17 protein-coding genes and 6 pseudogenes are annotated in these 12310 nt (G+C 68.4%); 10 read left to right on the top strand and 13 right to left on the bottom strand.

Features of this window, described 5'->3' with window-relative positions; genetic code table 11:
- Positions 1–17: 17 nt before the first annotated feature.
- The 7 genes and pseudogenes from ACHMWU_RS15720 (at position 18) to ACHMWU_RS15690 (ending at position 4415) form a co-directional block, all read left to right on the top strand.
- Complete coding sequence (locus tag ACHMWU_RS15720) at positions 18–1898, top strand: nitrilase-related carbon-nitrogen hydrolase (protein ID WP_396045028.1); 1881 nt, start codon at positions 18–20, stop codon at positions 1896–1898.
- 30 nt (positions 1899–1928) lie between these two features.
- A complete protein-coding gene (locus tag ACHMWU_RS15715) occupies positions 1929–2204 on the top strand; it encodes a hypothetical protein (protein ID WP_396045026.1) in 276 nt (91 codons plus the stop codon).
- A pseudogene (locus tag ACHMWU_RS15710) lies at positions 2168–2260 on the top strand (hypothetical protein); the annotation flags it as partial. The gene ACHMWU_RS15715 and the pseudogene ACHMWU_RS15710, both read left to right, overlap by 37 nt.
- 67 nt (positions 2261–2327) lie before the next feature.
- Positions 2328–2930, top strand: coding sequence for a dihydroxy-acid dehydratase (locus ACHMWU_RS15705; protein WP_396045024.1), 603 nt, complete (start codon positions 2328–2330; stop codon positions 2928–2930).
- A gap of 28 nt (positions 2931–2958) precedes the next feature.
- Positions 2959–3615 (top strand): dihydroxy-acid dehydratase, encoded by a 657-nt coding sequence (locus tag ACHMWU_RS15700; protein WP_396045022.1) that lies wholly within the window; start codon positions 2959–2961, stop codon positions 3613–3615.
- A 91-nt stretch (positions 3616–3706) separates the two neighbouring features.
- A pseudogene (locus ACHMWU_RS15695) lies at positions 3707–3859 on the top strand (hypothetical protein); the annotation flags it as partial.
- Positions 3860–3905: 46 nt separating this feature from the next.
- Positions 3906–4415, top strand: a complete 510-nt coding sequence (locus ACHMWU_RS15690; protein ID WP_396045020.1) for a GntR family transcriptional regulator — start codon at positions 3906–3908, stop codon at positions 4413–4415.
- Between the two features lie 124 nt (positions 4416–4539).
- Here ACHMWU_RS15690 and ACHMWU_RS15685 read toward each other — a convergent pair whose 3' ends face one another.
- From ACHMWU_RS15685 to ACHMWU_RS15630, 12 genes and pseudogenes are all read right to left on the bottom strand, one after another.
- Entirely contained in the window at positions 4540–4980 is a 441-nt protein-coding gene (locus ACHMWU_RS15685) for an aminotransferase class V-fold PLP-dependent enzyme (protein ID WP_396045018.1), read from the bottom strand.
- The gene (locus tag ACHMWU_RS15680; RefSeq protein WP_396046813.1) at positions 4946–5158 is read right to left on the bottom strand and encodes an aminotransferase class V-fold PLP-dependent enzyme; all 213 of its coding nucleotides are present in this window, start codon (positions 5156–5158) and stop codon (positions 4946–4948) included. The genes ACHMWU_RS15685 and ACHMWU_RS15680 overlap by 35 nt, the downstream gene beginning before the upstream one ends.
- Before the next feature lie 7 nt (positions 5159–5165).
- Complete coding sequence (locus ACHMWU_RS15675) at positions 5166–5465, bottom strand: aminotransferase class V-fold PLP-dependent enzyme (RefSeq protein WP_396045016.1); 300 nt, start codon at positions 5463–5465, stop codon at positions 5166–5168.
- A 72-nt stretch (positions 5466–5537) separates the two neighbouring features.
- Positions 5538–6208, bottom strand: a pseudogene (gene nadC / locus ACHMWU_RS15670) (carboxylating nicotinate-nucleotide diphosphorylase).
- Between the two features lie 304 nt (positions 6209–6512).
- On the bottom strand, positions 6513–6764 hold the full coding sequence (locus ACHMWU_RS15665) for a hypothetical protein (RefSeq protein ID WP_396046811.1): 252 nt from the start codon (positions 6762–6764) through the stop codon (positions 6513–6515).
- A gap of 216 nt (positions 6765–6980) precedes the next feature.
- Positions 6981–7488 (bottom strand): annotated as a pseudogene (locus ACHMWU_RS15660) (FAD-binding protein); the annotation flags it as partial.
- 101 nt (positions 7489–7589) lie between these two features.
- Positions 7590–8005: pseudogene (locus ACHMWU_RS15655) on the bottom strand (FAD-binding protein); the annotation flags it as partial.
- 65 nt (positions 8006–8070) lie between these two features.
- Complete coding sequence (gene nadA / locus ACHMWU_RS15650) at positions 8071–9270, bottom strand: quinolinate synthase NadA (protein WP_396046809.1); 1200 nt, start codon at positions 9268–9270, stop codon at positions 8071–8073.
- Between the two features lie 52 nt (positions 9271–9322).
- Positions 9323–9544 carry an NrtR DNA-binding winged helix domain-containing protein gene (locus tag ACHMWU_RS15645; protein WP_396046807.1) on the bottom strand — a complete coding sequence of 74 codons (222 nt, stop codon included), beginning with the start codon at positions 9542–9544 and terminating at the stop codon, positions 9323–9325.
- Between the two features lie 118 nt (positions 9545–9662).
- Positions 9663–10016, bottom strand: a pseudogene (locus tag ACHMWU_RS15640) (NUDIX domain-containing protein); the annotation flags it as partial.
- A 109-nt stretch (positions 10017–10125) separates the two neighbouring features.
- Positions 10126–10473 carry a hypothetical protein gene (locus ACHMWU_RS15635; RefSeq protein WP_396045014.1) on the bottom strand — a complete coding sequence of 116 codons (348 nt, stop codon included), beginning with the start codon at positions 10471–10473 and terminating at the stop codon, positions 10126–10128.
- 19 nt (positions 10474–10492) lie between these two features.
- Positions 10493–10675, bottom strand: a complete 183-nt coding sequence (locus ACHMWU_RS15630) for a hypothetical protein (RefSeq protein WP_396045012.1) — start codon at positions 10673–10675, stop codon at positions 10493–10495.
- Positions 10676–10810: 135 nt separating this feature from the next.
- Between ACHMWU_RS15630 and ACHMWU_RS15625 the strand changes: the two genes are divergently transcribed.
- Both ACHMWU_RS15625 and ACHMWU_RS15620 read left to right on the top strand, forming a co-directional pair.
- A complete protein-coding gene (locus ACHMWU_RS15625) occupies positions 10811–11164 on the top strand; it encodes a hypothetical protein (protein ID WP_396045010.1) in 354 nt (117 codons plus the stop codon).
- Positions 11161–11496 (top strand): histidine kinase, encoded by a 336-nt coding sequence (locus ACHMWU_RS15620; protein ID WP_396045008.1) that lies wholly within the window; start codon positions 11161–11163, stop codon positions 11494–11496. Before ACHMWU_RS15625 ends, ACHMWU_RS15620 begins: the two co-directional genes overlap by 4 nt.
- An 81-nt stretch (positions 11497–11577) precedes the next feature.
- Here ACHMWU_RS15620 and ACHMWU_RS15615 read toward each other — a convergent pair whose 3' ends face one another.
- Positions 11578–11937: a hypothetical protein gene (locus ACHMWU_RS15615; RefSeq protein WP_396045006.1), complete on the bottom strand. Its 360-nt coding sequence runs from the start codon at positions 11935–11937 to the stop codon at positions 11578–11580.
- On the opposite strand from ACHMWU_RS15615, the gene ACHMWU_RS15610 reads away from it, so the two are divergent.
- Positions 11926–12309 (top strand): response regulator transcription factor, encoded by a 384-nt coding sequence (locus ACHMWU_RS15610; protein ID WP_396045004.1) that lies wholly within the window; start codon positions 11926–11928, stop codon positions 12307–12309. The genes ACHMWU_RS15615 and ACHMWU_RS15610 overlap by 12 nt on opposite strands.
- The last annotated feature ends 1 nt before the right edge of the window (position 12310 follow it).

Raw genomic sequence — 12310 nt, 5'->3', positions numbered from 1 at the left:
ACCGAAAGGCGGAAAAAGTGTCCACACAGGCCCAGATGCCAGCGCAGATCGCAGTGGCGCAGCAGTCGGCGACCCTGGCTGATGTCGGCGCCAACACGTGGCAGGCACTCGAAGAGATTGCCCGTGCGGGAGAGCGCGGCGACGACCTGCTGATCTTCCCCGAGACCTATCTCAACGGCTACCTGTTCGACTCGGCCGACGAGGTCTCCCGCTCGGCCCTCACCCTCGGGTCACCGTCCCTCGCAGCCGTCGCCGAAGCCAGTGCGGCCCACGGCGTGCACACCGTCATGGGCTTCTTGGAGCGCGACGGCGACGACGTCTACAACTCCGCCGCGATCTTCGGGCCCGACGGGCTGCTCGGCAAGTACCGCAAGCAGCACCTGCCCTTCCTCGGCGCCGACCGCTTCGTCGTCCCCGGCCGCGACCGCGCACCGCGCGTCGTCGCGACGCCCTTCGGCAACGTCGGCATGATGATCTGCTTCGACCTGCGGTTCCCCGAGTCCGCCCGCGAGCTCGCCCTGCAGGGCGCCGACATCATCGCGATGCCCACGGCCTGGCCCATGCACGCGACCTTCCTCGCCGATCACGTCACCCGTGTCCGCGCGCTGGAGAACCTCGTGTACCTCGCCGTCGCCGACCGCGCCGACGAAGAAGCCGGTACCCAGTACCTCGGCCGCAGCCAGATCATCGGCCCTGACGGCAGCGTCGTCCTCGATGCGCTCGACGCGACCGGCACGTTCTCCGCGACGGTCGACCTGGCCTCGGCACGGCGCAAGCGGCTGGTGTTCACACCCGGCGAGTACGCTGGGGCGTGTTCGACTCCCGCCAACCCGATCAGTACGGCGAGCTGGTGCGCCCGCACGACGACGAACGCTGACCTGACCCCACGACCCTGGAGGAGCACCACCGTGTGTGGACCCGAGTTCATCACTGAAGAGACCCGAAACAAGATCGCCGCGCACGCGGCACAGTTCCGGCAGGTCACGCAGAGCCCGTTCGGCCCCGACGACGAGATCGGGATGCTCAACCTGCTCTCGCCCGCGGCAGCCCGTGACGTGCTGCACCGCGCCGACGGCGGTGCCGCGATCGATCTCTCGGTCGACATGTTCATGGGGATGCCCTCCTGGGTCAAGGCCGGCGACCCCGCCTTCCAGCAGTGGATGACGCACACACCGCGCGGCACCGTCCTCGACGACCTGACCGGCGCCGGCGAGCAGAACCGGCTCGTCGGCTACTCCGGCGACGCCGTGTCGATGTACACGCACACCGGAACGCACATCGACACGCTCAACCACTTCGGCTACAACGGCGAGATCTGGAACGGCTTCAACGAGCGCCAGCACCTCAGCTCGCGGCACTGGACCAAGTGCGGCGCCGACAAGATCCCGCCGATCATCGGCCGGGGCGTCCTGTTCGACGTCGCCGCCCTGCACGGCGTCGACATGCTGCCCGACAACTACGGCATCGGCGGCGCCGATCTGCAGGCCGCGCTCGACCGCCAAGGTGTCAAGTTCCGCCCCGGCGACATCGCCCTCGTCAACACCGGACGCATGTCGCAGTGGCCCGACCCGGCCAAGTACATCGACAACAGCCCCGGCCTCAATCTCGACGGCGCACAGTTCCTCGCCCGGGCCGGCGCATCGGTCATCGGCGCCGACAACTCCGCGCTCGAGCAGATGCCGGCGCAGGACGACGAGAACTGGCAGGTCGTCCACACCTATCTCCTCGGCGAGGCCGGCGTCCCGATCATGGGAGTCGTCGACTGCCAGCAGCTGGCCGCCGACAAGCTCTCACGAGTTTGCGTTCGTCGGCGCCTGCCTGAAGATCCGCGGTGCGACCGGGGCGCCGATGCGTCCCCTCGCGATGCCGCTGATCGGCTGACCTCCCGTCTCTCCTGACCTTCCCCACTGAGCAAAGGCACATCCACGATGTCTGACGAAGAATTCACCTCGGCGATCGACCGCAGCCGCACCAACTACGGCGACGACGGCTTCAGCCGGTTCCTGCGCCGCGCCTTCCTCGCGTCGAGCGGCTACGACGACGTCGACCTCGACCGGCCGATCATCGGCATCGCGGTGACCTCGTCGCACTACAACACGTGCCACCGCGACATGCCCGCGCTGCTCGAAGCCGTGCGCCGCGGCGTGCCGAAGCCGGCGGACTTCCGATGGACTTCCCCACGATCTCCCTCGGCGAGATCCTGACGTCGCCCACCACGATGCTCTACCGCAACCTGATGGCGATGGACACCGAGGAGATGGTGCGCGGCCTCCCCATGGACGCGGCGATCCTGCTCGGCGGCTGCGACAGACAGTGCCCGCGCAGCCATGGCCGCCGCATCGTCGGAGAAGCCGGTGATCCTCGAGGTCGTCGGCCCCATGATGACCGGCAGCTGGCGCGGCGAGCGTCTCGGCGCGTGCACCGACTGCCGTCGCCTCTGGGGCAACCACCGGGGCGGCGACCTGTCGACCGACCAGATCACCGAGGCCCGCAGCGAGCTCGTCACGACCGCCGGCACGTGCGCCGTCATGGGCACCGCATCGACGATGGCGTGCATGACCGAGGCACTCGGCATGATGTTGCCCGGAGGGGCCACTCCCCCGGCGTCGACCGGTGAACGACTGCGCCACGGCGCAGCGACCGGTCGCCGCGCCGTCGAGCTTCGCCCGCAACGGCAAGCTGCCGCGCGAGATCATGACCCGCGAGGCCTTCGACAACGCGATCAAGGTGCTCGCCGCGCTCGGCGGCTCGACCAACGCCCTGATCCACATGGTCGCGATCGCCCGCCGCGCCGGCGTCGACGTCAGCTCGACGACTTCGACACCGTGGCCAAGGACGTGCCTCTGCTGGTCGACCTCAAGCCGTCGGGCAAGCTCTACATGGAAGATCTGCACCGTTCGGGCGGGCTCCCGTCCGTGCTCGAGGCTTAGCCCGCACCTCGACACCAAGACGGTCGGCGTGACCGGCAAGACCCTCGCCGACCAGCTCGACCAGATGGATCCGCTCGAGGACTGGCAGCACGCGATCAAGCCGCTGTCCGATCCGCTCGGCAGTCCGGGAGCGCTCGCGGTCGTCCGCGGCACGCTCGCCCCCAACGGCGCCGTCATCAAGACGTCCGCAGCCGATCCGCGCCTGATGCAGCACACCGGTCCAGCCTTCGTCGTCGACGCCGGCGAGAACATCGCCGCGATCCTCGACGATCCCGACCTCGACGTCACCCCCGATCACGTCCTGGTCCTGCGGTTCGCCGGACCGATCGCCGCCGGCATGCCCGAGGCCGGCGCGCTGCCGATTCCCGCCAAGCTGGCCCGTCAAGGCGTCCGCGACATGGTCCGGGTCTCCGACGCACGGATGAGCGGGACGTCGTACGGCACCGTGGTGCTGCACTGCGATCCCGAGGCGGCGGCCGGCGGGCCGTCGGCAATCGTCCAGAACGGCGACATGATCACCCTCGACGTCGAAGGCCGACGACTTGACCTCCTGATCAGCGAGGATGAGATCGCCGACCGGCTGTCGCGGCTGGAGACGCCCGCCCTCCCTGAACGTGGATGGCGCCGGCTCTATGCGGAGACCGTCATGCCAGCCAGCCAGGGTGCTGACCTGTCGTTCTTGTGACGACATGCTGTACCAATAATCCCCATATGCATGCAACATGTAGTGGACAGCCCTATTCTTCGGTCTGACCCGAAATCTGAAAGGTAGGCCCTTGAAAGCAGTCGTCGACGAGTCCTCGCTGACCGAACGCGTCTACGAGGCTGCGCAGCGCGATCCTCTCCGGCGACTCGCGCCCGGAACGCTGCACTCCGTCGTCGAGATCTCCAACCAGCTCGGCGTCTCACGCACCCCCGTGCGCGAAGCGCTCCTGCAGTTCGCGGCCGACGGCGTCGTGCGCTTCGAACGAAGCCGTGGGGTGCGCATCCTCGAGCTCTCGACCAAGGACATCGAAGACATCTACGAGTCTTCGGCTCCTGCTCGAGGTGCCGTCCGCCTTCCGCGCCGCCACCCACATGTCCGAAGCCGATCGCAAGATCATGCGCAAGGCCTTCGCGAGCATGCGCAAGGCCCGCGAGCAGCAGGACGAGCCGCTCTTCCAGCGGCACGACCTCACCTTTCACGAGGCGGTCCTGCGCGGTGCGGGCAACGAGCGCATCGTCGAGGCCGTCGCGAAGACCCGCTCACAGATGCACGCTCGCGGGCTCTCCACCACGGCCACCCGCACCCTCGACGACATCTTCGAGGTGCACGAACGCATCTTCGACGCGATCGAGGCCGAGGACCCGCACGCAGCGGCCCGTGCGGTGCACGATCACCTGGTCGGCACGCTGCGTCTGCTGGTGCAGCAGTCCGCTGGCGAGGAGATTCCGTACGATCCGCCCATCACGCCCTGGCTCGACGTCTCCAACTTGCTGGGCTGAGCCCCCTAGCCGACCGCGCGCACGAGCTCGGCAGCCGCCGTCTCGAGGTCTTCGTCGGTCGTCGTCCGTCCGAACGTGAACCGCACCGCGGTCTGAGCGACCTCGGCAGCGACTCCCATCGCGGTCAGGACGTGGGACGGCTCGTCACTGCCGGCGGCGCACGCCGACCCGCTCGAGCAGATGATGCCGCGAGCCTCGAGGTCGAGCAGGATCGACTCCCCGCTGGTCCCCGGAAGACGAATGACGCGCTGCCGGGCAGCCGGTGAGCGGCGTCACCGGTCAGCCGGGCGTGCGGCACGCCGTCGAGCACGTGGGCGATGAACCTGTCGCGACGCCCGGTCGCGTCATCATTCTGACCACCGGCCAGCCTCAAGGCCACCGACATCCCCACAGCCGCAGCGACGTTCTCGGTACCGGAACGCCGGCCGCCCTCCTGGCCACCTCCGTGGATCAGCGGCTCGCACGGCACGCGACGGTCGACGTACAGGATGCCGATCCCCTTGGGGGCGCCGATCTTGTGCCCCGAGATGTTACATGGCTTGCACCCCCAGCCGCTTGACGTCAAGGTCGAGCCACCCGGCAGCCTGCACTGCGTCGGTGTGGAACGGGACGCCGCGGTCAGCGGCCAGACGAGCCAGCGTCTCGATCTGCTGGATCGTGCCGACCTCGTTGTTGGCGTACTGGATGCTGACCAGCGTCGTGTCGTCACGCAGCGCCGCGGCCAGCGTCTCAGGCGGCACCATGGCATCGTCATCGACCGGCAAGACGGTGATCTCGAAGCCCAGACGTCCAAGAACTCGGCCGACTCCAGCACTGCGGGGTGCTCGACCGCCGACACAATGACGTGCCGGCCACGGGGCGCGCGAGTGCGATGCCCTTGATCGCGGCGTTGTCGGACTCGGTGCCGCCCGACGTGAACGTGATCTCCGAGGACCGGGCTCCCAGCGCCTGCGCGACATCGGATCGCGCCTGCTCCAGGGCACGGCCGCGGCCTCGCCGACCTCGTGATGGCTCGACGGATTGCCGAACTGAGACCCGAGATAGGGCCACATCGCCTCCATGACCTCACGCTTGACCGGAGTCGTGGCGGCTTCGTCGAGGTAGATCATGCGAGCGCGCGCCTCAGGTGACCGTGATGTCGAGACCGAGGTCAAGAGCCCGGACGCTGTGGGTCAACGCACCGACCGAGATGACGTCGACGCCGGTGGCTGCGACCTCGGCGATCGTGTCGAGGGTGATGCCGCCGCTGGCCTCGACGAGCGCCCGTCCGTCGACCTGGCGATGCCCGCACGCAGCTCGTCGGGGCTGAAGTTGTCGAGCATGATCGTGTGCACGACACCTGATGCCAGCACGGCGTCGATCTGCGCGATCCGGTCGACCTCGACCTCGATGTGCGTCGTGTGGGGCAGCAGATCGGCAGCGCTGACCAGGGCCGCGGTGATGTCGTCGATGACGGCGAGGTGGTTGTCCTTGGCCATCACGGCGTCAGACAGCGAGTACCGGTGGTTGTGCCCGCCGCCGCAGCGCACCGCGTGCCGTTCGAGGGCCCGGAGCCCGGGCGTCGTCTTGCGGGTGTCGACGACCCGCGCGCCCGTGCCAGCCACGGCATCGACGTAGGTCTTGGTCAGCGTCGCGATCCCGCTCATGCGCTGCACGAGGTTGAGCCCGACGCGTTCGGCCTGCAGCACCGCGCGAGCGGGGCCCGTGACCGTTGCCAGCGCGTCGCCCTTGTCGAACGAGTCGCCGTCCTCGGCCAACAGGGTGACCGTGACGGCGGGATCGAGCGTCGTCATGGCGATCACGAAGACCTCCGCACCGGCGAACACGCCGGGCTCCCGGGCAACCCAGCTCAGCCCAGGCAACGGCCGTCTCGGGCACCAGGGTCTGCGAAGTCAGATCACCAAAAGGAGCATCCTCATCCAAAGCCATGTCGACGACCCGCTGAATCTGCCGCCGCTCAAGCATCCTGCCCCCCACTCCCTGACGAGGCCCTTGTCGCCCTCTGACGAGGCCATTGTGGCCCCGCGAGGAGGCACACTCTGCCCGACCTTGGGGCGGCAACCCCCTCCTCGAGGGGCCAGAACCCCCTCCTCAGCGTCATTGGGGGGCTCCTATGGATGAGTGCTTCGCCATGGTGGGGCTCGTTTCTGGGTAGTCGGTGCGGAAGTGGGCGCCTCGGGACTCCTCGCGGGCCAGGGCGCTCGCGACGACGGCGCGGGCCACCACGAGCAGGTTGGCATCCTCAGCGGCCTTGGCATCGGTGACCTCGGGCGCCTTCCACTGCCTGAGCGCGGCCACGGCCCGTTCGAGATCAGCGCCGTCACGGGCCAGCCCGGCGGCATCCCACATGAGCTGCTGCAGATCGCTGCGGTTGACGTCCTCAGCCTCGGGATCGTCCGACAGGTCGAGGTCGATCGGCGCGAGCCAGTCGTCGTCGAAGGCCGTGACGGGTTGCGGATCCACCAGCCCCTCGACGACGCGGGCGCCGTAGACCGCGCCTTCGAGCAGCGAGTTGGACGCCAGCCGGTTGGCACCGTGCAGCCCGTTGCAGGCCACCTCGCCGACCGCGTAGAGCCCCGGCACGGACGTACGTCCCCACTCGTCGGTGCGGATCCCGCCCATGTAGTAGTGCGCAGCCGGGGCAACCGGGATCGGGCACGGTCCCCCAGTCATATCCTTGCGCCCGACAGGCCGCATCGATGTTGGGGAATCGCTTGGCCAGGAAGTCCCCGCCGAGCGCCGTCGCATCGAGCCGCACCGGCACCCCTGGCTGCCGAGCCATTTGCTGGGCGATGCCACGGGCCACGACGTCACGCGGCGCCAGCTCGGCGTCGGGGTGGACGTCGAGCATGAACCGCTTGCCGTCGGCATCGATCAGCACCGCCCCCTCCCCTCTCACGGCCTCGGACACCAGGAAGTTGCCGGGAGCATCGAGCGACGTCGGGTGGAACTGGTAGAACTCCAGGTCGGCGGCCACCGCACCGGCGCGCAGGGCCATCGCCAGCCCATCGGCTGTCGCGACCGTCGGATTGGTCGTGTACGGGAACAGCTGGCCTGCTCCGCCCGTCGCCACGATGACCACGTCAGCTCGAAGCTCTGAGCCGTCGAGCAGCCGGACCCGACGCACTGGCCGTCGTCGAGCAGCAGATCGACCACCGTCGTCCGTTCACGGATCGTCACAGCGCTCTCGCGCAGACGGTCGATCAGCGCGTAGGCGATGCCCGCACCGGTCGCGTCACCGCCCGCGTGCAGGATGCGCGCGTAGGCGTGCGCCGCCTCGAGGCCGTGCGACAGCTCTCCGTCGTGCCGGTCGAACTGCACGCCGCGGGCGATCAGGTCATCCATCGCCTCGGGCCCCTCGGCACACAGGATCCCGACCGTGTCGGGTCGCTGAGACCGGCACCGGCCACGAGGGTGTCGCTGATGTGGGACTCGATCGTGTCACCGAGCTGGGGGGCACCCGGATCAGCCATCTCGTCGAGGACGACGGCAACTCCCCCCTGCGCGTAGCGGGTGTTGCTCTGCGCCAGGTCGGCCTTCGTCACGAGCGTCACGTCGAACGTGCCCACCGCGTCGAGCGCCGCCGTCATGCCGGCGACGCCGCTGCCGATCACGATGATTCGCTTCATCTCGCTGCCCTCCATGTGCGTGAGCCTTACTTCGGGAGCGCCGCGAGCATGCGCTCGAGCGCGACCTTCGCATCGGTGGCGATCTCGTCGGGAACGATGATCTGGTTGGTGATCTCGCCGGCGACCAGACCGTCGAGCGTCCAGGCCAGGTAGCCCGGGTGGATGCGGTACATCGTCGAGCAGGGGCACACGACCGGGTCGAGGCAGAAGATCGTCCGGTCAGGGAACTCGGCCGCCAACCGGTTGACCATGTTGATCTCGGTGCCGATCGCGATGGTGTCGCCCGGCTCGGACGCGATCACGAACTTGCGGATCGCATCGGTCGAGCCGGCGGCGTCGGCAGCATCGACGACCGGCATGGGGCTCTCGGGGTGCACGATGATCTTGACGCCGGGGTGCTCAGCGCGCGCCTTGTCGATCTGCGCGACGCTGAACCGCTTGTGGACCGAGCAGAAGCCGTGCCACAGGATGACCTTGGCGTCGGCCAGCTCGTCGGCGGTGTTGCCGCCGAGCGGCTTGCGCGGGTTCCACATCGGCATCTGCTCCAGCGGGACGCCCATCGCCTTGGCGGTGTTGCGTCCGAGGTGCTGGTCGGGGAAGAACAGCACTCGCTGGCCGCGTTCGAACGCCCACTCCAGCACGGTCGAGGCGTTGGACGACGTGCAGACGATGCCACCGTTGCGTCCGCAGAACGCCTTGAGCGCCGCCGAGGAGTTCATGTAGGTCACCGGGATGACCGGCTGACGACCGTCGGCATCAGGCTCGGTGCCGTACAGGGCGAGCAGGTCTTCCCAGCACGCGTCGACGGATTCTTCGTCGGCCATGTCGGCCATCGAGCAGCCGGCCGCGAGATTGGGCAGGATGACCTTCTGCTCGGGACGCGCCAGGATGTCTGCGGTCTCGGCCATGAAGTGCACGCCGCAGAACACGATCGTCTCGGCATCGGGCTTGGTCAGGGCGGCATTCGCGAGCTGGAAGGAGTCTCCGACGAAGTCGGCGTACTGGATGACCTCGTCGCGCTGGTAGAAGTGCCCCAGGATCACGAGCTTGTCGCCGAGGGTCTCCTTGGCGGCCTTGATGCGAGCGTGCAGCTCGTCGTCGCTCATCCGCTGGTAGGCGGCCGGCAGCTGTCCGGGACGGACGACCGGCTCGGGGATGACGTCGTCCTCGGAGGCACCAGGACCGTATCCGGGGAAGGTGTCGAACTCCCACGGCCCCTCGGCCAGCTCGACATCGCACTGGTGGCCGGCTTCTCGACGATCTGGGTGTTGACGGAACTCATCGCTGCTCCTCGGGGGCGGCTGAGGGGGCGCTGGCCTCGAATCGGTACAGCGCAGGTGGACGGTGGCTGGTGCCCTGCAGGCACGTGCCGGTCGGGATCAGGGTCTTGGAGGCGAGCGCCTGACGACGGAAGTTGGCCGGGGTCGAGGGTCGTGCGGAGCACGGCCTCGTGAACTTCGCGCAGGTCGGCCAGGGTGAACTCGGGCGGCAGGAACGCATGTGCGATCGGGGTGTAGGTGATCTTGGCGCGCAGGCGGGCCAGCGCGTAGGTCACGATCTCGGTGTGGTCGAAGGCCAGCGGCGGCAGCTCGTCGGCGACGAACCACTCGACGTTCTCGCCGTCGACAGCGCGGGCGACCTCGTCGGCTCGCACGAGCGCCCAGTAGACGATCGACACGACCCGGTCGTCGGGAGAGCGGTCGACGTTGCCGAAGGCGTACAGCTGCTCGAGGTAGTTCGGGGTGAGCCCGGTCGTGCGCTCGAGCGTGTGCTGGGCGCTGGCGGCCAAGTCTTCGTCGGCTTCGAGCGGGCCACCGGGCAGCGCCCACTGGCCTTCGTACGGTTCGCGGATGCGGCGCACCAGCGGCAGCCACAGCGTCGGCAGACCAGAGACGGGGTGCGGCCGCAAGGCGAAGATCACGGTCGAGACAGCCAGCGACACGCGCTGGTCGACTGACGTCGAGATCGTCATGGCCACACCTCCTGACTTAGGGTCAAGACGACTCTAAGGCGCACTTAAAGTCATGTCAACTCTAAGTCGGAGGATTTGGAGGCACGTCCTCCCTCAGCGCATCGCCGTCTCACCCCGCAAGCTGTTCAGCAGGTCGACGGTCAACAGGACCTCGATCTCGCCGATGTCGACCGAGATGACCTCGACACCCCAGGCCGAGGTCGCCCCTGACACGAGCGACGGAAGGGCCGACTCGAAGCGGTGGCGCGCGCCCCAGCAGGTCAGTCAGGCGGGTGTACCCGATCTCGCGAGCCAGGTGGGTCTCCAGCTCGGCGAACGTCGCTGCCACGGGGCTCGGGGCGACCACGACCGATCTGGCCGGATCAGTCACATGGCACTGGACCGTGGCGCGGACGTGAACAGAGACCCCGTCCTGGGTCGTGGCGGCCACTCCCAGCAGCTGGTGCTCCGGCCGCATCGACACGACGTTCCAGCGTTCAAGCCCGAGGAGCCTCCACACAGGGCCGGGGCCGACGACCCGCACGACCCCGGCCGAGTCGCGTGACCACGACCCGTTGATGTTCCGGCACGACGCGCATCGACGTGCCCAGCAGTGCGATCAGCAGCACCAGCAACGTCAGACCCCACGCGGCTGGGCTGTGTGGCAGTGAATCGATCATCGACGGAGCCTTTCGTGGGACTGCTCCCACTCTTGCCGGACGTCTGCGCAGAAACTATCGGTGCCACCACCCATCTTTGTCTGGCAGGTCTCCCCTGCGTGGACAACCGCGTAGGGAATGCGTGAGGCTGGCGACATGACGGCGCTGACCCGGTTACCGCTGTACTGGCGGATCTGCCTCATCAACGGGCTCGTGTTCGTGATCGGCACGATCGTTCTCGTGGCATCACCGGCCACCGTGTCGACCCGCGTCGTGGTGTCGGAGGCGATCGTCCTGACGACAGGGCTCCTCATCATCCTGACCGCCAACGCCCTGTTGATCAGGTCGACGTTGGCACCGCTGGAACGACTCACGACGCTGACCGCGAGCGTCGACCTGCAGTCGCCTCGGCCGCTCCTGACCGCCGAGGGCCACGGAACGGTCGCCCGTCTGATCAGCAAGCTTCAACGCGATGCTCGACCGGCTCGAGGCCGAGCGCAGCAGCAGTGACGCCAAGGCCCTGGCCGCCCAGGAGACCGAACGCCATCGCATCGCACACAGAGCTGCACGACGAGGTCGGCCAGGGCCTGACCGCCGTGCTGCTCGGGCTCAAGCGCGCTGCCGACCAGGCTCCTGATGACATCGCCGACGACTGCGGACCGTCGCCGAGATTCGCCCGGTCGAGCCTCGACGAAGTACGCGACGTCGCCCGCCGCCTGCGTCCGGGGGTGCTGGACGATCTCGGCCTGCTGAGTGCCATGGCCGCGGGCTGCACCCGACTTCACGACCCACAGCGGGATCCACGTCCGTCGCGGGGTTCGCGCCGGGGCTGCCTGCGCTGACGTCCGACAAAGGGCTCGTGCTCTACCGCGTGGCCCAGGAGGCGCTGACCAATGTCGCCCGTCACGCACATGCCACGACCGTCACCGTGTCGTTGTCGACGCAGGGCGATGCTGTGCGTGCTGATGGTCGCCGACGACGGTCGCGGCCTCGGCGGGAATCGCGAGGGAACCGGCATACAAGGCATGCGCGAGCGCGCCCGAGATGGTCGGCGGCACCCTCGTCACGCGCACCCGGGTGGGCGGTGGCACCGAGGTCCGCCTGGTGGTGCCGATCGCGGTGATCACGCCGTGACACCGACACGCTGACATCCGCATCCTGCTGGCCGACGACCATGCTCTCGTACGACGTGGTGTGCGGCTGATCCTCGACGACGAGCCGGCCTGACGGTCGTCGCCGAAGCAGGCGACGGCGCTGAAGCCGTCGAGCTGATGCGCACTCACGAGGTCGACCTGGCGATCCTCGACGTCTCGATGCCACGGATGACCGGGCTGCAAGCAGCCCGCGAGATCTCCCGGCGCCGCAATCCCCCACACATCCTGATGCTCTCGATGCACGACAACGAGCAGTACTTCTTCGAGTCGCTGCGGTGCGGGGCATCCGGGTACGTGCTCAAGTCGGTGGCCGACCAGGATCTCGTCGGCGCCTGCCATGCGGCGGTGCGCGGCGAGTCGTTCCTGTACCCAGGAGTCATGAGCGCCCTGGTGCGTGACTACCTCGAGCGCAGCCGTCGGGGTGAGAAGGTCTCGGCGAACGTCCTGACGCCACGCGAGGACGAGGTGCTCAGCCGTCGCAGAGGGCTCGACGTCTCGTGAG

It is taken from the genome of Aeromicrobium sp. UC242_57 (assembly GCF_044452305.1).
In the GTDB taxonomy this organism is placed as follows: Bacteria; Actinomycetota; Actinomycetes; order Propionibacteriales; family Nocardioidaceae; genus Aeromicrobium.
Note: the sequence above shows the minus strand (reverse complement) of the source record. Positions and strands in the feature narration are given on the sequence as shown.